The sequence below is a fragment of the Shewanella sediminis HAW-EB3 genome, from assembly GCF_000018025.1.
GTDB lineage: Bacteria > Pseudomonadota > Gammaproteobacteria > Enterobacterales > Shewanellaceae > Shewanella > Shewanella sediminis.
This window is the reverse complement of record NC_009831.1, coordinates 1,251,933-1,276,866: the sequence shown is the minus strand read 5'-3', so window position 1 is coordinate 1,276,866 and position 24,934 is coordinate 1,251,933. Positions and strand designations below refer to the sequence as shown.

Annotated in this window: 18 protein-coding genes and 1 tRNA gene; 6 read left to right on the top strand and 13 right to left on the bottom strand. The window is 47.7% G+C overall.

What is annotated here, in order from left to right:
* Positions 1-77: 77 nt before the first annotated feature.
* The 3 genes from dnaG (at position 78) to SSED_RS05510 (ending at position 4,044) form a co-directional block, all read left to right on the top strand.
* Positions 78-1,799, top strand: coding sequence for a DNA primase (gene dnaG, locus SSED_RS05520; protein WP_012141420.1), 1,722 nt, complete (start codon positions 78-80; stop codon positions 1,797-1,799).
* Positions 1,800-1,930: 131 nt separating this feature from the next.
* On the top strand, positions 1,931-3,760 hold the full coding sequence (rpoD, locus tag SSED_RS05515; protein WP_190273193.1) for an RNA polymerase sigma factor RpoD: 1,830 nt from the start codon (positions 1,931-1,933) through the stop codon (positions 3,758-3,760).
* Positions 3,761-3,967: 207 nt separating this feature from the next.
* Positions 3,968-4,044: transfer RNA gene (locus SSED_RS05510), tRNA-Ile, on the top strand.
* 69 nt (positions 4,045-4,113) lie between these two features.
* Here SSED_RS05510 and SSED_RS25060 read toward each other — a convergent pair.
* Entirely contained in the window at positions 4,114-4,242 is a 129-nt protein-coding gene (locus SSED_RS25060; protein WP_263053383.1) for a hypothetical protein, read from the bottom strand.
* Positions 4,243-4,331: 89 nt separating this feature from the next.
* On the opposite strand from SSED_RS25060, the gene SSED_RS05505 reads away from it, so the two are divergent.
* Both SSED_RS05505 and SSED_RS05500 read left to right on the top strand, forming a co-directional pair.
* Positions 4,332-4,754 (top strand): hypothetical protein, encoded by a 423-nt coding sequence (locus SSED_RS05505; RefSeq protein WP_012141418.1) that lies wholly within the window; start codon positions 4,332-4,334, stop codon positions 4,752-4,754.
* A gap of 875 nt (positions 4,755-5,629) precedes the next feature.
* A complete protein-coding gene (locus SSED_RS05500; protein ID WP_150104312.1) occupies positions 5,630-6,280 on the top strand; it encodes a hypothetical protein in 651 nt (216 codons plus the stop codon).
* 129 nt (positions 6,281-6,409) lie between these two features.
* Here the strand turns inward: SSED_RS05500 and SSED_RS05495 are convergent, their stop codons facing one another.
* From SSED_RS05495 to SSED_RS05440, 12 genes are all read right to left on the bottom strand, one after another.
* Complete coding sequence (locus SSED_RS05495) at positions 6,410-7,462, bottom strand: 2-oxoacid:ferredoxin oxidoreductase subunit beta (protein WP_012141416.1); 1,053 nt, start codon at positions 7,460-7,462, stop codon at positions 6,410-6,412.
* A gap of 75 nt (positions 7,463-7,537) precedes the next feature.
* Positions 7,538-9,367, bottom strand: coding sequence for a 2-oxoacid:acceptor oxidoreductase subunit alpha (locus tag SSED_RS05490; protein WP_012141415.1), 1,830 nt, complete (start codon positions 9,365-9,367; stop codon positions 7,538-7,540).
* The gene (locus SSED_RS05485) at positions 9,364-11,157 is read right to left on the bottom strand and encodes an FAD-dependent oxidoreductase (protein WP_012141414.1); all 1,794 of its coding nucleotides are present in this window, start codon (positions 11,155-11,157) and stop codon (positions 9,364-9,366) included. The genes SSED_RS05490 and SSED_RS05485 overlap by 4 nt, the downstream gene beginning before the upstream one ends.
* 143 nt (positions 11,158-11,300) lie before the next feature.
* On the bottom strand, positions 11,301-13,418 hold the full coding sequence (locus SSED_RS05480; protein ID WP_012141413.1) for a methyl-accepting chemotaxis protein: 2,118 nt from the start codon (positions 13,416-13,418) through the stop codon (positions 11,301-11,303).
* Between the two features lie 248 nt (positions 13,419-13,666).
* Positions 13,667-14,953 carry an NAD(P)/FAD-dependent oxidoreductase gene (locus tag SSED_RS05475; RefSeq protein ID WP_012141412.1) on the bottom strand — a complete coding sequence of 429 codons (1,287 nt, stop codon included), beginning with the start codon at positions 14,951-14,953 and terminating at the stop codon, positions 13,667-13,669.
* Between the two features lie 171 nt (positions 14,954-15,124).
* Positions 15,125-15,952, bottom strand: a complete 828-nt coding sequence (locus SSED_RS05470; RefSeq protein ID WP_012141411.1) for an ABC transporter permease subunit — start codon at positions 15,950-15,952, stop codon at positions 15,125-15,127.
* Positions 15,949-16,854, bottom strand: a complete 906-nt coding sequence (locus tag SSED_RS05465) for an ABC transporter permease subunit (RefSeq protein WP_012141410.1) — start codon at positions 16,852-16,854, stop codon at positions 15,949-15,951. The genes SSED_RS05470 and SSED_RS05465 overlap by 4 nt, the downstream gene beginning before the upstream one ends.
* Positions 16,855-16,865: 11 nt before the next feature.
* Positions 16,866-18,002 carry a polyamine ABC transporter ATP-binding protein gene (potA, locus tag SSED_RS05460; protein ID WP_041421557.1) on the bottom strand — a complete coding sequence of 379 codons (1,137 nt, stop codon included), beginning with the start codon at positions 18,000-18,002 and terminating at the stop codon, positions 16,866-16,868.
* 102 nt (positions 18,003-18,104) lie between these two features.
* A complete protein-coding gene (locus tag SSED_RS05455) occupies positions 18,105-19,205 on the bottom strand; it encodes a polyamine ABC transporter substrate-binding protein (RefSeq protein ID WP_012141408.1) in 1,101 nt (366 codons plus the stop codon).
* A gap of 317 nt (positions 19,206-19,522) precedes the next feature.
* A complete protein-coding gene (locus SSED_RS05450) occupies positions 19,523-20,872 on the bottom strand; it encodes a glutamine synthetase family protein (protein ID WP_012141407.1) in 1,350 nt (449 codons plus the stop codon).
* Positions 20,873-20,874: 2 nt separating this feature from the next.
* Complete coding sequence (locus SSED_RS05445) at positions 20,875-21,636, bottom strand: gamma-glutamyl-gamma-aminobutyrate hydrolase family protein (protein ID WP_012141406.1); 762 nt, start codon at positions 21,634-21,636, stop codon at positions 20,875-20,877.
* An 819-nt stretch (positions 21,637-22,455) separates the two neighbouring features.
* On the bottom strand, positions 22,456-23,004 hold the full coding sequence (locus SSED_RS05440) for a cupin domain-containing protein (RefSeq protein ID WP_041421992.1): 549 nt from the start codon (positions 23,002-23,004) through the stop codon (positions 22,456-22,458).
* 203 nt (positions 23,005-23,207) lie between these two features.
* Between SSED_RS05440 and SSED_RS05435 the strand changes: the two genes are divergently transcribed.
* Positions 23,208-24,515 carry an NAD(P)/FAD-dependent oxidoreductase gene (locus SSED_RS05435; RefSeq protein WP_012141404.1) on the top strand — a complete coding sequence of 436 codons (1,308 nt, stop codon included), beginning with the start codon at positions 23,208-23,210 and terminating at the stop codon, positions 24,513-24,515.
* Positions 24,516-24,934 lie beyond the last annotated feature (419 nt).

Sequence of the window (24,934 nt, the reverse complement as noted above, 5' to 3'; positions counted from 1 at the left end):
AAGCCGTGCTCTTGCACGGCTTGTTTGTTTATATTGTTTCTGTTTTATCTTCGCGAAAGGCGGCATTTACCAAACTAATGGCGATACCTCGTGATTTTATCAATGAGCTAGTAGCTCGAATCGATATTGTCGATCTTATCGACGCAAAAGTACCCCTGAAAAAGGCGGGTAAGAATCATTCTGCCTGTTGTCCGTTTCACAGCGAAAAATCGCCCTCTTTTACCGTTAGTCGAGATAAGCAGTTTTATCATTGCTTCGGCTGTGGTGCCCATGGAAATGTCATCGACTTTGTCATGGAGTACGACCGACTCGATTTTATCGATGCGATTGAAGATCTCGCTGGCCAATTGGGCGTTGAAGTCCCAAGAGAGCAAGGTACTGGTCCAAAACGCGATGAAGGTTTAAGTCGCGACCTCTATCAGTTAATGGAAGAGGCAAGCCTCTATTTTCAGAACCAGTTAAGACAACATAATGACAAACAAAAGGTCCTCGAATATCTAACACATCGCGGACTATCCAATGAAGTTGTTGAACACTTCAATATTGGATTTGCTCCCGATGGATGGGATGGTTTATTAAGCCGTTACCGTCAAAATCAGGATGCACAAGACAAATTACTTACTGCCGGAATGGTGATTGAGAACGATAATGGCAAACGTTACGATAGATTTCGTGACAGGCTTATGTTCCCCATTCGTGACAGAAGAGGCCGGGTTATCGGTTTCGGTGGCCGAGTTTTAGGCGATGGCACACCAAAGTACTTGAATTCTCCGGAAACGCCCATATTTCATAAGGGCAATGAGCTATATGGACTCTATGAGCTAAAACAACGCCATAGAGATCCCAAGCAAGTACTCATTGTTGAAGGCTATATGGATGTGGTGGCACTGGCACAATTTGGCGTCGACTATGCGGTTGCTTCGCTGGGTACCTCAACCACAGCAGAGCAATTTCAGCTACTACTACGCAGTGCTAAAGAAGTGATCTGTTGTTATGACGGAGATAAAGCGGGCGTCGAAGCGGCGTGGCGTGCTCTTGAAACGGCATTACCCTTGCTTAAGCCAGGTAATCAAGTCAAATTTATGTTCCTACCTGAAGGTGAAGACCCGGATACTATGGTTCGTCAGGTAGGCAAAGAAGTATTCGAAAGTCAGGTTAATGATGCGCAGGAACTACCCGAGTTTCTTTTTGAAACCTTAGCCAAGCGATATGGCTCAGATAAAGGGACGTTGGCCAAGCAAGCCATTACTCTGACAGAGAAGATACAAGATACTGTTCTACAAAGTTTATTGCTCGAAAGCTTAGCCTATAAATTGGGTATGAACAGTGCTGAAGAGCTAAAGCGGAAACTTGGTTTTTCTTCAAAAGAACAAGTAAAGCCTCTTCAAAAGAAAGCGTTAAAAGGACGTGGAACCCCATTGCGATTAGCCATCGCATTGCTGGTACAACATCCTAGTCTTGGTGAAGGACTGCCAGAGCAACCAGCGCTTAAACACCTAAAGATGGCCGGCATTGAACTGCTGATCCTCTTGTTAGACGAAACTCGTGTGAAAGTGAAACACAGCGCACAACTACTTGAACAGTTCAGGGGCGACAAACAGCTCAGCACCCTGAAAAAACTGACCCAATGGGATCATCAAGTGGCGGATGAAAACTTGCAGCAAGAGTTTAGAAAGACCCTGATTTGGTTGAACAATCAATATATTGAACAACGTTATCAGGAGTTGAGTCTAAAACAGAACCATACTAAAGAAGAAAGGATTCAGCTCACTAAGCTAATCTCAGTCATAAAAGGCTAAAATTAAGGCAGTTTCTGTCTCAATAGTAAGCTCTTTGACTGGCACAAGGAAGCGCACAAGGCTATAATTGACGATTTGCGCGGCAATGTTTTGCGCGTCGTTTTAACAGTTACCCAACTTGGATGATATCTATGGAGCACACTCCTCAGTCGCAACTTAAATTGTTGCTAGCCAAAGGTAAAGAGCAAGGTTACTTAACCTATGCAGAAGTGAACGATCACTTGCCTGCAGATATGGTCGATGCCGACCAGATCGAAGATATTGTCCAGATGATTAATGACATGGGTATTCGCGTCTACGAACAGGCGCCGGATGCTGATGAAATCATGATGTCTGAAGACAGCACCGATGAAGATGCTGCCGAAGAAGCTGCCGCTGCACTTGCCACGGTAGAAGCCGAATTAGGCCGTACAACTGACCCGGTTCGTATGTATATGCGTGAAATGGGTACCGTTGAACTTCTTACCCGTGAAGGCGAAATTGTTATCGCCAAGCGTATCGAAGAGGGGATCAACACGGTTCAAGCCTCGGTTGCCGAGTATCCACAAGCGATCTCTATGATCCTTGAGCAGTTCGACCGTTATGAAGCTGAAGAAGTAAGATTGTCAGATATCATCTCAGGTTTTGTCGATCCTAATGCCGATGATGTAGCCCCCACGGCAACTCACGTCGGTTCTGAACTCTCAGATGAAGAGTTAGATGATGAAGACGATGAAGAAGATGATGATGAAGAAGAGGAAGGCCCGAAAGGTCCCGATCCTGAAGAAGCTAAAGAACGCTTCACTCAGCTAAGAGAAGTACATGAAAATACGCTGAAGGTCATCGCTCTTAAGGGACGCGGCCATCCAGAGTCTACCTTAGCGCTATTCGAAATTGGCGAGCTCTTTAAAGAGTTCCGCCTAATGCCTAAGCAGTTCGACCGCTTAGTCAAAAACATGCGCGCTATGATGGACAAGGTACGTGTTCAAGAGCGTCTCATCATGAAGCTTTGTGTTGAACAAGCTAAGATGCCAAAGAAAAATTTCGTTAAGGTATATACCAGTAACGAGAGTAGCATCGAATGGTTTAACGAAGAACTCGCCTCTAAGAAGCCTTACGTCGAAGGTTTAGAGATGGTTGATCCGGATGTTCGCCGTTGTCGCGCAAAACTTGATGCGATTGAAAAAGAAACCGGTCTTGCGATCGCTTCTATCAAAGATATTAACCGTCGTATGTCAATCGGTGAAGCTAAGGCTCGTCGTGCGAAGAAAGAGATGGTTGAAGCTAACTTACGTCTGGTTATCTCCATCGCTAAGAAATACACCAACCGTGGTCTACAGTTCCTGGATCTTATTCAGGAAGGTAACATCGGCTTGATGAAAGCGGTTGATAAGTTTGAATACCGTCGTGGTTATAAATTCTCGACCTATGCAACTTGGTGGATCCGTCAGGCGATCACTCGCTCAATTGCCGATCAGGCAAGAACAATCCGTATTCCGGTACATATGATTGAGACTATCAACAAGCTGAACCGTATCTCACGTCAAATGCTACAGGAGATGGGTCGCGAACCTTCACCTGAAGAGCTGGCTGAGCGTATGCTGATGCCTGAAGATAAGATCCGTAAGGTATTGAAGATTGCCAAAGAGCCTATCTCCATGGAGACGCCGATTGGTGATGATGAAGATTCGCACTTAGGTGATTTCATCGAGGATACAACCCTCGAGCTACCATTGGATTCGGCGACAGGCGAAAGCTTAAAGAACGCGACTCACGAAGTACTTGCTGGCCTAACAGCCCGTGAAGCAAAAGTACTGCGTATGCGTTTCGGTATCGATATGAACACTGACCACACTCTTGAAGAGGTTGGTAAGCAGTTCGACGTTACCCGTGAGCGTATTCGTCAGATCGAAGCGAAGGCACTGCGTAAATTACGCCACCCTTCACGCTCAGAGATATTGAAGTCCTTCCTGGACGAGTAACTCTTAGCAAGCTGGATCAACTGATAATAAAACCTGCCTAACTGGCAGGTTCTTTTTTGATTGAAATTCGGCTAAAGCTAAGGCTTATTGATTAACAGATAAGCAGTTGAATTCAAAGTTGTGATTTCTTATAAGATCACGGGTGACAACTGCATTTAAACCTCGTATACTTCTGTTCGCTTTCGGTAGTGACGACTTCCTTAAGTAGGCCCCTTAGCTCAGTTGGTTAGAGCATACGACTCATAATCGTCAGGTCCCCAGTTCGAGTCTGGGAGGGGCCACCATAGTTTCAAACGAAAAAGCCTGCCTCGTGCAGGCTTTTTTGTGTCTGGAATTTGATGGCCTATTCCAATCTACTTCCCGGCACCATAATCGTCATCACCACCTCTCACCGAATAGCTCACCGCCAAATAGCTGTATAACCAGAAGCTGATAAACAGGTTATAGCTTTTTAGAAGTATACAATCTTGCTTTAGTGACATAACACACCATTTAAAAGATAAAACTAATGTAACATCATCGTCCATAAGAAAAATCTCATTTAATAGAGAATAAAACGGAGATGTTACAGATGTTCATGATTGAGTTAAATGATACCGGCTGGAGATATTGGCTGGTAACCGCAGCACTGCTTACCTACGGGGTCGTCGCTGACCCCATAGGTTATGTGCTTGCCATAGGCCTTACCGTAGTTCATCTGCTCCACTTTGTCATCATTAAGCGAAGTGTTACCGCATTTCCCATACAGGTTAGATTCTGGTATCTGTCGCTGCTGTTATTGGCACAAGTCGAGGGTCTTGGGTGGATATATTGGATCCCGGCGATAGGCACCTGGGCTCAGGTACTCTTTGGCTACTGCGCCATGGCGCGCTTCGTTTCACTACTGCCCTGGAACAGCAATGAGCGTTTTTCATTTTCCCTGCTCACCCGAACATTTCTTGCCCGCCCCGTTAAAGGAAGCATAAAGCAAAAGGTTGCAGCTGAAAGACGGTAGATACTCATCAATGAACTAAATCCACAGTAAGCCCACCGAGTATGAGCTCTTCAGTCAGGCTCCTGGAGCGATATATCTTCATTAGCCACCAGAGAAGCCCCCTAAATTAATGCACCTGAAAGACAAGGCTCATTCAGGTGCTCTTCGATTTCAAGCCAGAACCTGAAGTTAAACCTAGAATCGGCACAAATGAGATCAATCCAGATACGCCTTAAAATAAACCATTTCCGCGAATTAGAAACAACTCATAAACATTTTCATAAATGTATAATCCTCCAACAACCTTATTTATTAAATTCAGCCCCAGCCCCCATGTACCTACGTCACGCAACAATTAAAACCAAGAAAAACAACAAGTCTAAAAAATAACATTTAATCATTCAGCTCATATATTAATGATATACACACCCAACAGCCGAATTAAAAGTTATTAAATAATAGGTTATCAATCTAGCTACCACCTGAAATCATTTATATAAATACACTTTGATTATAAACATTTAGCCCATCCATTACACCTAGGAATTACAACAGTCAACCATAACCAACTGTTTTTAATAAGGTTGTAAGTAATACAATAATAATCAACTGTATTAAAACCTTATAGAAGGTATCGTAATAACACGATATTTTAAAATACTTAATTGTACTAACCCCACCAACAAACTCATCTAAACTTTAGTGACTGGACATAAAGCACTCGTTTACCAGCTTGAATTTAATATAAATTCCGAGCGGAGGCCGTGTGAACAAGCACCAGTAATATTTACCAGTACTCATTATTTAATATATCAACAGCAAAAACTCATGAATAATTAGGAGTTAACATGAACTGTTCTAAAATTAGCTCACTCGCCTTAATTGTTGGAATGTTAATGACATCAAGCATATATGCGGATAATTCAGCGTCTTCATTTACCAGTGACGGTACGGCCGTGTTCGGTGCCGTAGCTAACAGGGCCGAATTAGCTGCGACCGATGGTTATACCAAAGTGCTGTCTACAGAACTAAAAAATTCTGGCACCCCCAAAGATTTGGTCATAGGTCTGTCGTTTGAAACCACCCTTTTTACCGAGACAGTGGTAAGGAGCAAGGGCGGTAGTAAATCTTCGGCGACCGCTAACGCTACAATAGAGATGAAGGTGTACGTGGACGGCGAAATGGTTGAGCCCGGAGAGGTAGTATTTGACAGGCGTGAACAGACACTATTTGCCAGCCTCGGTGGTGTGCTCGATTGTGTCGATGAAGTAGAAGATGACACTGGTGTACCCAATGGGATCATCGGCTTCGATGAGTGTAACCTCACCGATGAGGAGATAGGCCTGATACTGGATACCACTGCGGCTCACTCCTTTAACTTCCTTGCCTATGATATAGGTTCGGGCTCTCATACAATTGATGCCTACGCCAAGCTGACCTGGAATGATGAAGTTGTTACTCCAGAGGCTAACTCAAGTGCCAGTGCCTCGCTCGGCAAGGGCACCCTGACTGTCTGGGAAGTGCATGGTTCTAACTCAGTTGAATAATTTCTTCTGTAGCTGACATCACCAGACTCTGGATGGTGTTACGCTTAATGATGCTACAGGCCTTCCCAACTCCTAGCCAGTAGCATTTGGTTCTGCCTCGATTGTTGCTAACTTCAACTAGTATGAAGCTTATCTGAAGCTCTCATTTATGGTCTGTAATACATGATTCCCCGGGCAGAGTGTCTCCTGCTTCAGGGCGTTGAGAGGGGTATCGGTAGTCTGGTTAATTTCATGATAATCATCGGCTTCCGGATCTATATACATTAACCCCGTTAATATCTTACCTTCGGCCTTCACCTGTTCAATTCTGGCCATAGCGTGCAGACGATCATGGGCGTCATAATCAGGCTGGATCCGGGACAGGCGTAATATAGAACCGTCATGTAAACAGATATCTTCGCTATCGGCATCACCATTCTCACAGCGGATCTCCTGTTTCACCGGCACAAAATCGGCGACCGCCGCCGTGACTATATGGTCATGGACATAGTCATAGGAGCGAGTCGAATCAGGGTTGTTATTGAAGGTGACGCAGGGGGAGATGATATCGATAAAGGCGAAGCCCTTATGGCTTATCGCCGCCTTAATAAGGGGCACGAGTTGAGCCTTATCACCGGAAAAACTGCGAGCAACAAAGGTGGCGCCAAACTGCAGCGCACTGACGCACAGGTCGATATCGGTAAACAGACTGGCCTCTCCAGCCTTATTTTTCATCCCCTGCTCCGCCGTCGCGGCAAGTTGCCCCTTAGTCAAACCATAGACACCATTATTGGCAACCATGTAGAGCATATTGAGTCGTCTGCGAACCACATGGGCGAACTGACCAAAGCCGATAGACGCACTGTCTCCGTCGCCCGACATCCCCAGATAGATCAGATCTCGGTTCGCCATATTCGCACCTGTTGCCACCGACGGCATACGGCCATGTACGGTATTAAACCCATGTGCGTGATTGAGGAAGTAGTTAGGCGCCTTGGAGGAGCAGCCAATGCCGGATATTTTTGCAATCCGATGAGGCGGGAGTGATAACTCGGCGCAGGCCTGCGTCACCGCGGCGGTGATGGCATCGTGTCCGCAACCAGCACACAAGGTCGAGAGGGCTCCCTCATAATCCCTGTGAGTTAAACCTAGATCGTTCACCTCCAGACGTGGATGTCTGAACTGGGGCTTTCGATAACTCATTCTTTTAATCCCTTTCCATTGCTGTTAATCCAAGAGCTCTTCTATACCCAATCACTTTCAATTTCCCTGCGACTTTTAACCTGCCACTCGGTTGGTTTGCGCCGACAACTGTTCCTCCACAGAATCGGCAATAAACTCACCCGTAATGGCTAAGCCATCGTAATGAAGTACCGGTGTCATAGCCGCCGGGTCTATCATCAACTCATTGCATAGTAGCGTCCTGAGCTGTCCGTCTCTGTTCTGTTCGATAACAAACACCCGCTCATGACTATCGATAAAGTCGAGCACCTGCGCACAGAATGGAAATCCTCTGACACGCATGGTATTGGCTTTTACCCCCTGCTCGGCTAGCAGCGCTACAGCTTCAGGAATCGCTTCCAGCGTCGAGCCGTAGAAAACTAACCCAACAGATGCAGGCTTAGCATTAAGTTGAATCACGGGCTCGGGCAGAAGTGTGGCTGCGGTGGCAAATTTATGGGCCAGGCGCTCCATATTATTGGTGTAATCTTCAGTCTTCTCAGAATACCCAGCCAACTTATTTTTTGAAGTACCTCGGGTAAAGAAGGCGCCCTTCTTAGGGTGGGTTCCCGGCAGGGTGCGATAGCAGATCCCATCGCCATCGATGTCGGCGTAACGAGCGAAGGCGGCAACTTCGTCCAGCGCCCCGGCATCGAGTACCTTACCCGGATCGTATTTATGAGCATCATCCCACCCGAAGGGACGACTCAGATGATGATTCATGCCGGTATCGAGATCTGTCATCACTATGATTGGCGTCTGTAGCCTGTCGGCGAGATCGAATGCCAGTGCGCTAAACTCGAAACATTCATATGGCGACGATGGGATTAAGAGTACCTGCTTACTATCGCCGTGAGAGGCATAGGCACAGGTCAACATATCTGACTGCTGGGTACGGGTCGGCATGCCGGTCGAAGGTCCAGCCCTCTGTACATCGATAAGCACCAGAGGGACTTCGGCAAAATAGGCCAACCCTAAAAACTCGGTCATCAGTGAGATCCCGGGGCCACTGGTGGCGGTGAATGCCCTTGCCCCATTCCAACCGGCTCCCAAGGCAACTCCGATGGCCGCGGTTTCATCTTCTGCTTGTACTATGGCGTAATTTTTTTGACCGCTGGCAGGGTCGATGCGCAAGCGCTGGCAATATGAGGAAAACTTCTCGATAACAGAGGTAGAGGGGGTGATGGGATACCAACCAACAACAGTGGCACCGCCATAAACCGCCCCCAGAGCGCAGGCCGTGTTACCGTCGACCATAATTTTGTCGCCCACCAGCTCCCTGCGTTCGAGGTGTATGGCTAACGGACAACTAAACTGTTTAGCCGCAAATTGAAAACCAAGCTCCAGGGCATACAGGTTTGGACGGATAAGCTTATCTTTTCCCTTAAACTGTTCCGACACCAACTGCCTGAGCACCTGAAAGTCGAGGCCCAATAGAGCAGCCATAGCGCCTACGTAGATCACATTCTTAAAGAGCTGTCGCTGCCGTTGATCGCTGTACTCGGTGCGGCAGATCTCGGAGATTGGCATCCCCAAGAAGGTAATATCCTCTCGCTCCAGACGCTGAGGTAACATGCTACTTGAGTCATACAGCAGATAACCACCGGCGCGCACCGAGTCGATATCTTCACTCAGGGTCTGAGCATTCATGGCCACCACCATCTCTGGCGCGCCGCCGCGACGCCCCAGATAGCCTTTCTCACTGATCCTAACCTCGAACCAGGTGGGCATACCTTGAATGTTAGATGGGAAGATATTCTTAGCACTTACCGGAAGCCCCATTCGCATGATGGCCTTGGCGAACATGTTGTTAGCGCTGGCAGATCCTGTGCCATTAGTGTTGGCAAAGCGCACCACAAATTCGTTAATTGATTCACATCGGGTCATTCGATCGCTGCCTTTACATTGTTTAATATGAATTTTTTCATGTCCCAGGCTCCAGTAGGACAGCGCTCTGCACACAATCCACAATGAAGACACACATCTTCATCCTTGATCATCAGATGGCCCGTCTTCAGTGGGGCTGACACAAAAAGTTCCTGCTCAGGGTTAATATCACTGACCCTGAGCCTGTTCACGACTATGGGGTCTCTTACCTCTGTATCCTCTGCGTGAGCCGGGATAAAGTTAATGCAGTCCACCGGGCAGACATCTTCACAGGCGGAGCATTCGATACAGATATCTTCACTGAAGATGGTATGAACATCGCAGTTAAAACAACGGTGGGCTTCGTCAAGAGCAAGCTTCTCGTCATAGCCTAATTCGACCTCACTCGTCAGTTTCTCTATCGCCTCCTGCCAATCGAGACGCGGCACCGGATAGCGTGAATCCAGCTTTATCTTATTGTGATAACTCCATTCATGAATACCCATCTTCTGACTGACAAGGTTGAAATCACTGACAGGTCTTTCTAAGACAGGATCTTTACCATGACATAGCAGGTCGATTGAGATGGCAGCCTTGTGTCCGTGAGCCACTGCGGTAATGATATTTTTTGGGCCAAAGGCGGCATCGCCACCAAAAAAGACCGTAGGTAAGCTCGATTGCAATGAAGCCTCATCGAGCACCGGCTGTTGCCATTCATTGAATTCAATTCCAATATCACGCTCTATCCAGGGGAAGGCGGTATCCTGTCCTATTGCGATCAAGACATCATCGCACTCCATCATCACAGTATTGCCCGTTGGAGTCAGCGTACGCTTCCCCTTCTCGTCATAACTGGAGTTAAGTTCCTCGAATAGCACGCCCTTAAACTCCCCCGCTTCCATGACGAACTCTATGGGCGTGTGATTTGGGATTATCTCTATTCCTTCCTCGCCGGCATCGCTTTTCTCCCAGGGAGAAGCCTTCATCGCATCAAAAGTCGAACGTACCACCACCTTTACCTGTTTGCCCCCCAGGCGTTTAGCGGTTCTACAGCAGTCCATGGCTGTATTACCTCCCCCCAGAACAATAACCCGCTCGCCGATACTACGGGTGTGGCCAAAGGCAACGCTGGCTAACCAGTCAATCCCCAGAGTCAGATGCTCCTTTGCCTCCTGGCGACCCGGGATTCTGACATCCCGACCTTTCGGCGCCCCGGTCCCCACAAAGACCACATCAAATATCTCCTCAAGCATGGATTTCATGCTATCTATGGCAACGCCAAAGCGAACCTTGAGTCCCATTTGCAGAATCAAATCCAGCTCTTCATCGAGAACGGCTTCCGGTAGGCGAAACGCCGGAATTTGGCTTCGCATCATGCCACCAGCCTGGAGATCACGTTCGAATAGTGTGATCTTGTAACCCAGCGGCAGTAGATCCCGGGCGACCGTTAGTGAGGCGGGACCGGCACCGATCAGGGCGATATGTTTACCGTTCTTCGTTCGGGGGATCTCCGGCAACAGAGCTTGTATCTCCCCCTTATAATCTGCCGCGACACGCTTCAAACGGCAGATAGCCACCGGATCGTCTTCGACACGTCCCCGACGACATGCAGGCTCACAGGGACGGTCACAGACCCGTCCCAAAATACCGGGAAAGACATTTGATTCCCAGTTGAGCATATAGGCTTGAGTGTATTTTCTGTCGGCAATCAGACGAATATATTCGGGCACCGGCGTGTGGGCAGGGCAGGCTTGTTGGCAGTCAACCACTTTGAGAAAGTGTCGGTAGTGGGAAGTATCTGTTTTTTTCAAAGTAACAACCTTGGTTAATGACAGACTTAGTTAATGACAGACTTGTTTAATGAGAGTAAAGTTTTCCTGTATGTTTAATGTACATCATAATCACCAACAAAGAAGGTTTTTTTGTTATTTTCCAGCCTTGTACAGAATCAAGCTTAAGTCTTCAATCGACCCAGCTGCTCATGCTGTGACTTCACTAAATCGGCCAGATTAGTACTGCTATCCAGCGCTTCACCGGCAAGCCTGGCGAGATCGGATGCGGAATCAGAGATCCCGGTTATATTCTTATTCACCTCTTCGGTGACGGCACTTTGCTCCTCAGCTGCAGTGGCGATATGGGTAACCTGGCTCGAGACCTCATCTATCTGTGCCACCATGGCGTTGATCGAAGCCAGCGCCTCCTCTGTTTGAGCCACGGCCTGCTGGGCTTTTACTGCACCACTGTCTATCACATCAGAGGCACTACTCACCTCCATCTGCAACGAGCTGATCAACTGAGTAATGTCGTCTGTCGATGTCTGTGTCTTCGACGCCAAGGCTCTCACTTCGTCGGCAACTACCGCGAAGCCCCGTCCCTGTTCGCCGGCTCTGGCGGCCTCGATGGCGGCATTAAGTGCGAGTAAGTTTGTCTGTTCAGCGATTGAGCGGATAACCTCAACGATTGAGCTGATATTATCGCTGCTTGTAGAGACTCGACCTACCGCCTCTTTAGCCTGTAGAGACTCTTCAGACATAGTGGTCACACACTCCATGGCCGTCATCAGGCTATGCTCACTCTGCTTCACATTCTGCGACATCGCATCGGTTTCCATCGCGGTCTGCTCCGAGGCTTTAGCCACTTCCAGTGCCGTAGCGCTCATCTGATTCACCGCAGTAACCACACTTTCAATCTCACCGTATTGACCATTGACACTGTCTCGGGTTTGCTGCGCAATATTTGCAACGGTCAGGCTTTCCTGTTGTGACTGGCTTGCCAACTGTTTTAGCTCGACGATTAATAACCTGAGTTTAGTGAGAAATGCATTAAACCCTTTGCCTAAGGCTATCAATTCGGCATGTGACTCGACCTCGATAGATTGAGTCAAGTCCCCCTCCGCACTGGCAAGGTTTTCGACTCTGGATTGGATCATCCTCAGTGGTGATATGATGCTGCGGATCACCAGCCAGATACTGAAAACGGCAATAACAGACACGACCGCGCCTAATGTGAGCTGCAGACTTCCCAATGATTGGGCCATCGCCTGCATCTGATCATTAAGCGCCATGGCGGTCTTAAATGCCTCCTCTCTGGGTACCTCAATCACCAGCGACCAGGTACTGCCAGACAGCGGAATATCGATGGGATAGGCGACCGCGATCTCAACGTCATTTTCGAAATACCTCTCCCCCTTGTGGAGATTCCGCAATTGCCCGGCCAGATCGGCACTCATCGCCTCCTTTACTGGTCTCGCCATCTTGTCATAGTGACTCGCCGCAACGATTAACCCCTTGCTGCTCAGTAGTGTCACCTTAGCCTTGCCTTGATACAGTTCCCCCGATAGCTCTTTTATCAATTTTTGAAATATAGGCAGGTTAAGATCGGCGCCCACTAATCCGGTAAATTTCCCATCTTTCATTACAGGTACCGTCAGCGAAGTCATCAAGGCGTTATGACCCGGTGTGACTTCATACAGATAGGGCTCCATCAAACAGGGTCGCTTACTGTCTTTGGCGCACAGATACCATTCCGCTTCGCGAATACCGAACTCATTCAGCGTCGTGACATACTTCTCCGCGGCATCATCCACCGCCTCCTGAGTGACACTGCCGTCATCATTACGCACGAAATACAGCTCTAAACTCCCCGCCCCCGCCACACTGTGGCTCGTTCCAGAGAGGTATTGAGCGTCATTACCATCGAAACCATTGGCTTCAAATTGTGCATACATAGATGACAGCTGACTATTCTTCTTTAACACGGCAGCGACACTGACCTCTAACCCTTCCCGGGTTAAATGCTCTGTACCCGAAGACTGCTCAATCGTTGCCGCAAACGAATATGGGATGCGGTAAGCTTCATTAATAAACCCCGCAATCATCTCACCATACTCACCGGCTCTGGCTTCCAGTTTCGCTCTGGTCTCCTGATGGAGAACTTCCTGCACCTCATTGGCAATCTCAGCGTTCTTGCTGCTCAAGGCCCACCACAAGGTGACGGATAAAATAGTCACAATCGCCAGAAACAGCGCTGAGGTGATCCAGAGTAACTTGGTACTGATGGGCAGATGTTTCATCGGTTTCTCCAAGAGAATACTTTATTCAAACCAGATAAATTCAAGCCAGATAAGTTCAGGCCAATTAACTTACGAAAAAGTGAGGGATTATCTTGTGTCAGTATTAAAAGTAGCAGGCTCAGGAACAAGTGCCATCTATATGAATAAACTCTTAAGTTTGAAATAAACCAACTTTCGATATTTTTAACGGAAGAATCTGCCTCGACTGGGATTCGAGGCAGATTAATGATGACAGAGGCAAGGGGTTATCAGATCCCCAGTCTATCCCTCATGGTGTAGTACCAAGCACCTATGGCACTGAAGGGGATCTTGAACATATGTCCGCCGGGGAACGGATAATGAGGCAGGCTGGCAAAGGCATCGAACCGGGTCGCCTGTCCATGTATCGCCTCGGCCAATATTTTGCCCGCCAGATGAGTATAGGTCACGCCATGTCCGCTGCAGCCCTGTGAATAGTAGACGTTATCACCAATACGACCCACCTGTGGCAGGCGTGACAGGGTCAGCAGGAAATTCCCCGTCCAGGTGTAATCTATCTTCACATCTTTAAGTTGAGGGAAGGTCTCCAACATCTTAGGGCGGATTATGGCTTCTATATCGGCAGGATCCCGCGCACCGTATACCACCCCACCACCATAGATGAGGCGCTTATCACCCGACAGCCTGAAATAATCGAGCAGATAGTTACAATCCTCGACACAATAATCCTGAGGTAACAAGCTCGCCGCCAATTCATCACTGAGCGGCTCAGTGGTCACCACCTGTGTGCCACAAGGCATAGACTTAGCCTGCAGTTGTGGCATCAGGCCATTGAGGTAGGCATTACCAGCCACCACCACAAACTTAGCTTTTACCGAACCTTTAGCCGTGTGTACGACCGGGTTATCCCCCTGCTCGACCTTAATCACCGCCGAGTCTTCAAATATCTTGCCGCCCAATGACTCGACCGCATGAGCCTCCCCTAAGGCGAGATTGAGTGGGTGAATATGTCCGCCACTCTTGTCGAGCAGTCCACCGACATAGCGCTCAGAGTCGACGACGGAACGGATCCCTTTCCCATCGAGTAGCTCGAGATGCCCCATATGGCCGTGCTTCTCCCACAGCGCTTTTTGCGCCTCGAGATGGCCCATCTGCTTGGGGTTTATCGCAGCAAATACACCACCTTCTTTAAGATCGCACTGAATATTATACTTGTGGATCAATTCTTTGATGATGCGCGAGCCTTCAAATGCCATCTCGCCAAACAACTTGCCGCTCTCTTTACCTACGGTTTTTTCAATCGAGTCAATATCACGACTGAAGCTATTCACTATCTGACCACCGTTGCGGCCCGATGCGCCCCAACCAATACGCGCGGCTTCCAGTACTGTGACACTAAAGCCAAGCTCCAACAGGTGTATCGCCGTCGATAACCCGGTATAACCGGCGCCTATGATACAAATATCGGCCTCAACATTGTCTGCCAATTGAGGACGTTCAACTTTATCGTTTGCTGAAGCTGCATAATAGGATTCTGCGTGAGGTACACTGCTCATTTCTCTGCCCTACCTTCTTATCTGTTTGGCCATACAGTCTGCCTCTATCTTCTTACCTGAGGCTTTGCTATTGAGACCAAGTTATATGGATAAGTGTGCCGAACCATTACTGTTCATATGACGACACACTTCTTTACTCTTACTGAACTTATTTCTCACCCTCTAAGCCCGTTACATGGCTGGCGGAAGGCTCTTCTTGTCACTTCGACGAGCGAAGTACCAGGAGATAAATGCAATCAGGGAAACGGTTAAAATAATCAGCGTCGCCAAGGCATTAATCTTAGGTGAAACCCCCATACGAACGGAGGAGAACACCACCATAGGCAGGGTCGTCGCGCCCGGTCCCGATGTAAAGCTGGCTATCACTAAGTCATCCAATGAGAGGCTAAATGAGAGTAACCAACCCGCCATCAAAGAGGGGGAGATCATAGGAACTGTGATAAAGAAAAACGTCTTAAGCGGGGTCGCCCCCAGATCTTGAGCCGCTTCCTCGATGGATTGATCCAACTCCCGAAGGCGCGCCGAGACCACCACGGCTACGTAAGCGGCGCAGAATGTCGAATGCGCAAGCCATACCGTCAACATTCCCCGTTCGGCTGGCCATCCAAAGGTGTCGGCCATATGCACAAACAGCAACAGCAGTGACAAACCCGTGATCACCTCAGGCATAACCAGTGGCGCAGTGATCATGCTCGACAGTGTCGTCTTGCCCCATGAGCGGGAGAACCGAGTCATCACAAATGCCGCCATAGTCCCGAGTATCACAGCCATCGATGAGGCAAAAAATGCCACCCGTAAACTGGTCCACACCGCATCTAATATCTGCTGATCACGAAACAGCTCACCGTACCATTTAGCGGAGAACCCGCCCCACACCGTCACCAATTTCGACTCGTTAAATGAGTAGAAGATTAAGATAAACATAGGAACGTAGAGGAAGAACATTCCAGCCCAAAGCATGATGGTAGAAAAACTTAACTTATCCTTTAGGCTACTCATGCGTCTTTCTCCATACTTCTGGACTGATAACGGTGAAATAAGGTTATCGGAATAATCAACAGACCCAACATCACGATGGCAAGCGCAGATGCGACCGGCCAATCCCGGTTATTGAAGAACTCCTGCCATAACACCTTACCTATCATAAGAGAATCCGGACCACCGAGCAGTTCAGGAATAACAAACTCACCGACCACAGGAATAAAGACCAACATAGAACCGGCAATCACGCCCCCTTTAGACAGGGGAAGGGTGACCTTCCAAAACGTATTCATACTTCTCGATCCCAGATCCGATGCCGCCTCTAACAGGCTGCCATCGAGCTGAGAAAGCGTGGCATACAGAGGCAAGATCATAAACGGAAGGTAGCTATAGATGATGCCGATATAGACCGCAAAATTAGTGTTCAGCATCTGAATCGGCTCGGAGATAACCCCCAACCAGAGCAGCAGATTATTAATCAAGCCGTTATTGCTCAAGATCCCCATCCAGGCGTAAACCCGAATAAGAAAAGAGGTCCAGGAGGGCAACATCACTAAGAGGATCAGCAAGGTTTGCTGTTGTTTCGGCGCCCTGGCAATCGCATAAGCCATAGGATAGCCAATCAAGAGGCAGCCTAAGGTCGTTATACAGGCCATCTTCAATGAGCCAAGATAAGCATAGATGTAGAGGCTGTCATCAAAAATGAGCAGGTAATTACCTATGTTCAGCAGGATCTGCAGAGATTCATCGGCGAAACTGAACAGTGACTCATAGGGCGGAATGGAGATGGCGGCCGTCGAAAAACTAATTTTCAGAACGATAGCGAATGGCAGAGCGAAGAAGAGTAATAACCAGAAATAGGGCACTCCTATCGTCCAGCATTGGCCTTTTGGCAATCTAAACTTCAATGGTTTTTTCATGGTATCTCCTCCTATGATCTGAGGACCACACCGCTGGTGGCCTCCCAACTGATGAAGACCTTATCTTTCCATGTCGGAGGATCGGAGCGTCTATCCCGGTTAGTCATCACCGACTGAATAACCTGATCGTTAGCGAGGCGGATATAATAGACAGAGATGCCGCCAAGGTAGGCAATATCCTCAACCTCACCGCGACACCAGTTATATTCATTTTGCGGTTGTTCACGACTGATGCGGGCTTTTTCGGGTCTCACGGCTAACCAGACCTTCTTATCTTCCACGTTGGTCGATACGCCGTGACCAATATAGAATTGCTGTTCCAATCTTGGGGACTCGATGATGGCATGATCCGCTTCATCGACAACAATCTCACCTTCGAACAGGTTAACAGACCCGATAAACTCGGCCACCATTCGAGATGACGGACTCTCATAGATATCCATAGGAGAGCCGGTTTGGGCTATCCAGCCCTCGTTCATGATAGAAATGCGTTCGGCCATGGTCATCGCCTCTTCTTGATCGTGCGTCACCATCACACAGGTAACCCCCACCTCTTCAAGAATATCGACCACCTCTAACTGCATCTGAGTTCGCAGCTTCTTATCCAATGCCCCCATCGGCTCATCGAGCAAGAGTAACTTAGGACGCTTCGCCAGCGAACGGGCTAAGGCGACACGTTGACGCTGACCTCCGGAGAGCTGAGCCGGCTTACGCTTGGCATACTGCTCCATATGCACCAGCTTAAGCATCTCTTTAACACGGGCGGCTATCTCATCCTTAGGCAATTTATCCTGCTTCAAACCAAATGCGATATTTTGTTCCACCGACATATGGGGGAACAGGGCATAGGATTGAAACATCATGTTGATTGGACGTTTGTGGGGTGGCATATCGGTAATGTCTTCACCGTCCAGATAAATGCGGCCCTCTGAGGGCTTTTCAAATCCAGCCAATATGCGCAGCAGTGTCGACTTACCGGAACCTGAACCGCCTAATAACGCAAAGATCTCCCCCTGATTGATGCTTAATGAAACATCATCGACGGCGCGAACTTCATCGAATAATTTACTGACCCGCTCAATCTTAAGCAGGACTTTTCCATGCGTCTTTGTTGTTGGTTTATTGGTGACGCCCGAGGTACTAGCCATATAACTTCTCCACAAAAGGCGCCTCATCTACAGGCACCTACGGCAATTTAAACGTGTTGAAAGGTGAAACAAGGGCAAGAGTGACTTGCCCCTCGAGGAGTGTTAGTAACCTGATTTGACCTTAGTCCAGACTCGGGTCAGTGCTCTTTGTGCCTTTAAGGCACGAACCTCACCCACATAAAGACGCTTCAATACCTCATCAGTCGGATAGATACCCGGGTCGTTACGGATCTCGTCATCGACCAAGTCTTGAGCCGCAGCATTAGGATTGGCATAAGAGACATAGTTCGAGATAGGGGCTATCACCTCAGGACGAAGCAGATAGTTGATAAAGGTATGAGCATTGCTCACGTTAGCGGCATCGGCGGGAATGGCCAACATATCAAACCAGAGATTTGCGCCCTCTTTTGGTATCGAGTAACCGATAACATGGCCGTTTTCAGCTTCTTCTGCACGGGTTGCAGCCTGCAAGATATCGCCTGAATAACCTACTGCTACACAGAGATCGCCATTGGCAAGATCTGTGATGTAACGCGATGAGTGGAAATAGGTGATATGTGGACGAATGGCTTCTAACACTTCACCCGCACGCTTAAAATCATCCTTCTTGCTGCTGTTAGGATCCAGGCCCAGATAGATAAGCGCCATCGGTACCATCTCATCGGCAGAATCGAGGAACGACAGACCACACTTAGAGAGCTTTGAAGCATACTTAGGGTTAAAGATAAGCTCTAAAGAGTCGACAGGTGCATCTTCACCCAACACCTCTTTCACTTTCGCCTCGTTATAACCGATACCATTTGTTCCCCAAAGATAAGGAACGGCATATTGGTTACCCGGATCGGCAGTTTGAAGCTGAGTCATCAGATCTGAATTCAGGTTTTTATGGTTAGGCAGAAGGTTTGAGTCCAGCTTCTGAAATGCGCCGGCTTTAATTTGCTTAGCCAGGAAGCTATTAGAGGGGACGACAATATCATAGCCGGAGCGGCCAGAAAGTAACTTAGCTTCCACGACCTCATTACTGTCAAACACATCATAAACCACACGAATGCCGGTCTCTTTTTCAAAATTAGCCAACGTATCTTCGGCGATATAATCGGACCAGTTATAGACCCGAACCTCCTCTTGTGCCATTAGATTAGTGCTTGCCAACACACCCGCACCCAATAGTGCTATTGTCGTCATCTTCTTTAAAAGCTTCATGCTATCTCCTTGATTTAGCGTAGCAGCCGTGAGTCACATCACCGCTGTCTGTCATTGTGTTACCGGTAATATCCGGATTTAGTTTTAATTTTTAACCAATGCTACACCTTAAAACCGCATCGGCAGTCTGCTACTGCTCTACAGCTAACGTATCCTTGTGCACTCGTATAAATGGCAACAAGCATCCCGATACGAAATCTAAAAATCCCTCCAATTATCAACCTGGCGATCCAACCCCAATTGAATCGTCAGTCACACTCTCTTTACTCTTTAACCTTCAATATGAGGGAGCACGACAACCATGCTCCCTCAGAAAATCAGACGGTGAGTAACAGGTACTCTCGCTCCCATGAACTGATCACGCGTTTATAGCTGGCAAGATCTGCCTGCTTCACCGCGATATAACCCATGGTAAATGCTTCACCCAGATATTCCCGACAGGCAACGCTTTCAGACATAACACCTAACGCTTCCTCTAATGTCAGAGGAAGACTTATACTCTGACGTGACTCGTTGGCTCTTCCCTGAACCGGCGTCGAGGGTTTTACATCTTCGACCATACCGATATAGCCACATAACAGGCTCGATGCGATCGACAGATAACTGTTCGAATCGGCGCCGGCAATACGGTTTTCGACGCGAAGGTTCTGCGGTGAAGACTCAGGAATACGCAGGCCACAGGTACGGTTCTCTTCCCCCCACTCCAGGTTAATCGGTGCCGATGTGCCGGGTAGGAAACGTCTGAATGAGTTCACATTCGGGGCTAACAGAGGCAAGAGTTCCGGGATGAATTTCTGTAATCCACCGATATAACTGAAGAAGAGCGGACTCTTAGTGCCGTCTTTCATCGAGAAGATGTTCTGCCCTGACTTCACATCGACAATACTCTGATGCAGGTGCATCGCGCTGCCCGGCTCATCTGCGACAGGCTTAGCCATAAAGGTGGCACAGACACCATGCTTAAGTGCGGCTTCTTTGAGCGTACGCTTGAAAACGAAGACCTGATCCGCCATAGAGAGTGCATCGCCGTGGCTGAAGTTAATCTCCATCTGGGCAGTGCCCTCTTCATGGATTAACGTATCGATATCCAATCCCTGCACTTCACACCAATCGTACATATCTTCAAACAGAGGATCGTACTCATTTGCCGCATCTATCGAGAATGATTGTCTGCCCGACTCTTGACGTCCGGAGCGTCCAACCGGTGGGATAAGTGGCTGATCCGGATCTTCGTTACGACGAGTGAGATAAAACTCCATCTCAGGCGCAACGACTGGCTTCCAGCCTTTATCTTCATAGAGTTTCAAGACTTTCTTCAGCAGATTTCGAGGTGACAATTCGATAGGGTTACCCATCTTGTCGTAAGTATCATGGATGACTTGAGCGGTAGCCTCGATAGTCCAAGGCAGCTGAAAGACAGCATTCTCATCGGGAACACAGACAAAATCGATATCGGCACTATCCAAGAGTGCATCATAGGGTTCATCTTCGACGTAATCGCCGGTCACCGTCTGCAACAGGACGCTTTCAGGCATGCGCATCCCTTTTTCATCGATAAACTTGGCGACAGGGGCGATCTTACCTCTGGCAATACCGGTCATATCGCTGATCACACACTCAACTTCGGTAATCTTGTGTTCGTTTAAATAAGCAGTTAACTTCTTCATTTTTATCTCACTCGTCTCTTTGCTCGGCGCTCACAGGCATCACTGAAAGCATTAAAAATAGAGGTATAGAAAGCGTTATTCAGTACCTTCCATTCAGGATGCCACTGCACGCCCAGCGCAAAATTCTTTGCTTCTTTAATAGAGAAAGCCTCTACTAAACCATCTGGTGCATATGCTTCTGGCCGTAACCCAACTCCGAGGCGATCTACGCCTTGAGTATGCACAGAGTTAACCTCTGCAGAGCTACGGCCCCATGCGTCGTGAAGCAGTCCTCCAGGTTCTATCTGTACCTCATGGGAGATCCCATATTGCACCTCGACAGCCGTACTTTTATCTTCGCGGTGTTCGATAAAGCCGCCCACTTGATGCAATTTTTGATGTAGGCTTCCGCCATACACGACGTTCATCTCTTGAAACCCACGGCAGATTGCCAAGACAGGGATACCTGCCTCTATCGCCGCTTTTAACAGAGGAAGAGTCGTCGCGTCTCGCTTGGGATCATGATGAGTGTCAGCTTCGCTTGCTTCACCTTGAAAGTGATGTGGCTCGATATTTGAGGGAGAACCGGTAAACAAAATACCGTCCAAGCGAGGCAAAATAAGCTCACTCGGGCAGTGACCCAGCGCGGGAATAACCAAAGGCCAACCCTTGGTCGCATCAGCAATAGCAAGAAGGTACTTCTCGCCCACTATATTAAAAGGATGTAAGCCTAACTCCTGGTTGCACGCCGTCACCCCAATGACAGCAAGCCCTGCATCCGACATAAATCACCTATTTGGTTATATTTTATTTTTATAATTTTTGTTTTTATATGAGTTCTTATAAGAGTACGTATATGAGTTCTTATATGTGAACACTCTTTAACCTTCTGTTCACTTTTTCAAACACTACACTGAAAATTGAACACAGGCAAGAGGAGATATAAATACAATTTAAAATCATAAAAACGAAAATCAAACAACACTATAAATCAACAAGATAGACCAACAAACAAAATATTACAGTTACCATCAGCTCGTTAATTCTTTCCCAACAGACAAAAATCGCCCGAGTTTCAGACCATGACAAACATCACAAAAAACAGTTGACATTGACCAATATTATTTACATAGATAAATTCTAAAATAGAGAAAAACCCCGGATACATGGGTTTAAATAGAGCGTTTTCCGATGAAAAACAGCATAAAATACTAAAATGAGGTGAGTAAATTTAAAGCCTGTTCGAGAAACAGCACAATGGGGAGTCGGGAGAGCACGAGAAACAGGAACTAGCAGGGTTTAAAAAAGGAGAAGGATAACCAGATGGCAACAGAGAGTGGCAACAGAAATTATTCGCCCGTAACGCCACAAACCGGAACGCTTTTGTCGAATGAATAAAGCTTTTGGATTAAGAAAGCTTCCGGCTTAAAGCCGGACTCTGGTTGAAGCTTTACAATATTAAGTTTAAAAAGAGATCCGATTAGAACGATTAAACAAAGCCGTTCAAGACTATTAAATAAAGCCGTTCAAGACTGTTAAACAAAGCCGTTCAAGACTGTAACAAAAAGCCGCTCAGGGCTGCTAAACAAAGCCGTTCAGGACTATTAAAAGTTTGCAGGCGTTGTCGCGCTAACGATACGGCAGTTTTCATCGAACGGATTTCTGAATCTATGAGGGGTCTCGCTGTTAAAGTAATAACTGTCTCCGGCTTCGAGAATAAACACCTCTTCACCTACGGTCAGCTCAAACTTACCTTCGATAACCATGGCCGCCTCTTCGCCTTCATGTTTGAGCATCTCTTCACCGGTATCGGAGCCTGGTGGATAGGTCTCGCTCATTACAGACATCGCCCTGTTAGGGTAATCTCTGCCCACCAGCTTATAATCTAAATTGCCATCACCGATATCGAGAAGTTCGTCGCTGCGATACACCACTTTTTGCTCGCTGCCACCGCTATCTTCCATAGAAAAAAAGTCCACCAGGGACATAGGCAGCCCCGATAACACTTTTTTCAAGGAGCTTACCGACGGGCTCACACTGTTCTTCTCAATCATAGAGATAGTGCTATTGGTCACTCCGGCTCTTTTCGCAAGTTCTCGTTGCGAAAGGCCTTTTAGTTTACGGACAGCCTTAAGGCTAGTTCCAATATCCAAATGCATCTCTCCTGTTAAAATCACAATATTGATTAAAGTGTTCAAATTATATTACATAGTAATTTGTATCAAACAAAAAAGCATGTTAAATATAATCAACACCCGTGAATTATATATGACTCAGAGCGAAAGTATACCGTCTTAGGTCCCATTAATTCCTGGCCATGAATACTCAATAACAACAATTATAATTTGGAGAGATGATGCAAGCCAAGAGTCCAGTACACAGTGACATGTATCCGTCATCATACTATTTAAACACGGCAAAAGAGCTCTATGAGCATCCACAACTCAGGGAGCGAATCGATGTGGATGTCTGTGTCGTCGGTGGTGGTTTCAGCGGTATTAACACGGCTATCGAACTGGCGCAGAAAGGTTTTTCCGTTGCACTACTGGAAGCAAAGCGTATCGGCTGGGGAGCATCAGGTAGAAATGGCGGTGAGCTTATTCGTGGTATCGGTCATAATATTGAACAGTTCAGAAATGTGATTGGCGATGAAGGTGTCAGTGCCATAAATCAAATGGGTTTCGAGGCGGTGGATATCGTCAGACAACGCGTTGCCGAGCATAACATCGACTGTAACCTACAGATGGGTTATTGCGATCTGGCCATGCGTCCACGCCATATGAAGGAGTTAAAGCAAGACTTCGACGATCTTGTCTCTCAGGGACGAGGCGAAGGCTTCACCCTGTTAGAAAAAAAGGATATGGGTCGGGTCATAGGCTCGAACTGCTATGAGGGGGCGCTGGTCGATATGAATAGCGGCCATCTGCACCCCTTAAACTTAGCCCTTGGCGAAGCCCGTGTCGCCAGGGAGCTGGGGGTAAAGATGTTTGAATACAGCGCAGCACAGAAGATTATCAAGGGAGATAAGCCTAAAGTCATCACAGAACATGGTGAAGTGAACTGTCAGTACTTGGTGCTGGCGGGCAACGCCTATATAGGTCATCAACTCGACGGCTATGTCGGGGGCAAGGTACTACCGGCGGGCAGTTACCTGCTGGCCACCGAGCCCCTTAGTGATGAACAGTGCAAAGATATCATTCCTCAGGATATGGCCTTCGCCGATATGCGTATCGATCTCGACTACTTCCACCTGTCAGAAGATAACCGCCTGCTTTTCGGTGGCCTGTGTACCTATTCAGGCAAAGATCCCAAAGATATCGAGGCTGCACTGCGCCCTAATCTCGAAAAGGTTTTCCCGCAGCTTAAGGGAGTCAAAATCGATTTCGAGTGGGGAGGCATGATAGGCATAGGAGCCAACAGGCTCCCTCAAATCGGCCGTATTCCGGATTGCCCGAACATCATGTATGCACAGGCCTATTCCGGCCATGGCGTCAACGCCACCCATATGGCGGCAAAACTCATCGCTGAAGCGTTATCGGCCCAGGCTGGACGATTCGATATCTTCGATAAGATACAGCATATGACCTTCCCCGGCGGGCCAACATTCAGATCGCCCATGTTGGCGGCAGGGATGCTATATCATAGGTTTTTGGATATTTTTTGATAGCCAGTTTTGGCCTACTTGTCGGATAACAAGTTTCAAATATCTTTTATCGGTTCATTGGGCCGATTGGGTGTTTGGTAAGTGTGGTACTTAGTACGTGTGCTAAGTACCAAAGCATCATTGGTATATATTGCTTGCAGCAGGTGCTGTATAGGGATATACGAACGTCGTGATCACATGGTCAGAGATGTTCCCTACATCTCAAGACATTTCCCATATCCTTATGGGTCAGATGTGAATGAACGACCTTTAGTGCAAGTAATCGCTTGGTACGCTGGCTCTTGATTTCAAAAGAGTTATCCCTATACGCTCTGCGGTTTCAAACAACGTCCCTGTATAAAAGCCTGTTCGATAAAGTATCTCCATATACAAATTCCAGTTCAGCCTCCATGCTTCTTGTTCATAAGCTTATGGCTTTG

Coding starts and splice junctions, on each gene's coding strand:
- dnaG (WP_012141420.1), top strand. CDS start 78: ATGGCGATACCTCGTGATTTTATCAATGAGCTAGTAGCTCGAATCGAT.
- rpoD (WP_190273193.1), top strand. CDS start 1,931: ATGGAGCACACTCCTCAGTCGCAACTTAAATTGTTGCTAGCCAAAGGT.
- SSED_RS25060 (WP_263053383.1), bottom strand. CDS start 4,242: ATGTCACTAAAGCAAGATTGTATACTTCTAAAAAGCTATAACCTGTTT.
- SSED_RS05505 (WP_012141418.1), top strand. CDS start 4,332: ATGTTCATGATTGAGTTAAATGATACCGGCTGGAGATATTGGCTGGTA.
- SSED_RS05500 (WP_150104312.1), top strand. CDS start 5,630: ATGACATCAAGCATATATGCGGATAATTCAGCGTCTTCATTTACCAGT.
- SSED_RS05495 (WP_012141416.1), bottom strand. CDS start 7,462: ATGAGTTATCGAAAGCCCCAGTTCAGACATCCACGTCTGGAGGTGAAC.
- SSED_RS05490 (WP_012141415.1), bottom strand. CDS start 9,367: ATGACCCGATGTGAATCAATTAACGAATTTGTGGTGCGCTTTGCCAAC.
- SSED_RS05480 (WP_012141413.1), bottom strand. CDS start 13,418: ATGAAACATCTGCCCATCAGTACCAAGTTACTCTGGATCACCTCAGCG.
- SSED_RS05475 (WP_012141412.1), bottom strand. CDS start 14,953: ATGAGCAGTGTACCTCACGCAGAATCCTATTATGCAGCTTCAGCAAAC.
- SSED_RS05470 (WP_012141411.1), bottom strand. CDS start 15,952: ATGAGTAGCCTAAAGGATAAGTTAAGTTTTTCTACCATCATGCTTTGG.
- SSED_RS05465 (WP_012141410.1), bottom strand. CDS start 16,854: ATGAAAAAACCATTGAAGTTTAGATTGCCAAAAGGCCAATGCTGGACG.
- potA (WP_041421557.1), bottom strand. CDS start 18,002: ATGGCTAGTACCTCGGGCGTCACCAATAAACCAACAACAAAGACGCAT.
- SSED_RS05455 (WP_012141408.1), bottom strand. CDS start 19,205: ATGAAGCTTTTAAAGAAGATGACGACAATAGCACTATTGGGTGCGGGT.
- SSED_RS05450 (WP_012141407.1), bottom strand. CDS start 20,872: ATGAAGAAGTTAACTGCTTATTTAAACGAACACAAGATTACCGAAGTT.
- SSED_RS05445 (WP_012141406.1), bottom strand. CDS start 21,636: ATGTCGGATGCAGGGCTTGCTGTCATTGGGGTGACGGCGTGCAACCAG.
- SSED_RS05435 (WP_012141404.1), top strand. CDS start 23,208: ATGCAAGCCAAGAGTCCAGTACACAGTGACATGTATCCGTCATCATAC.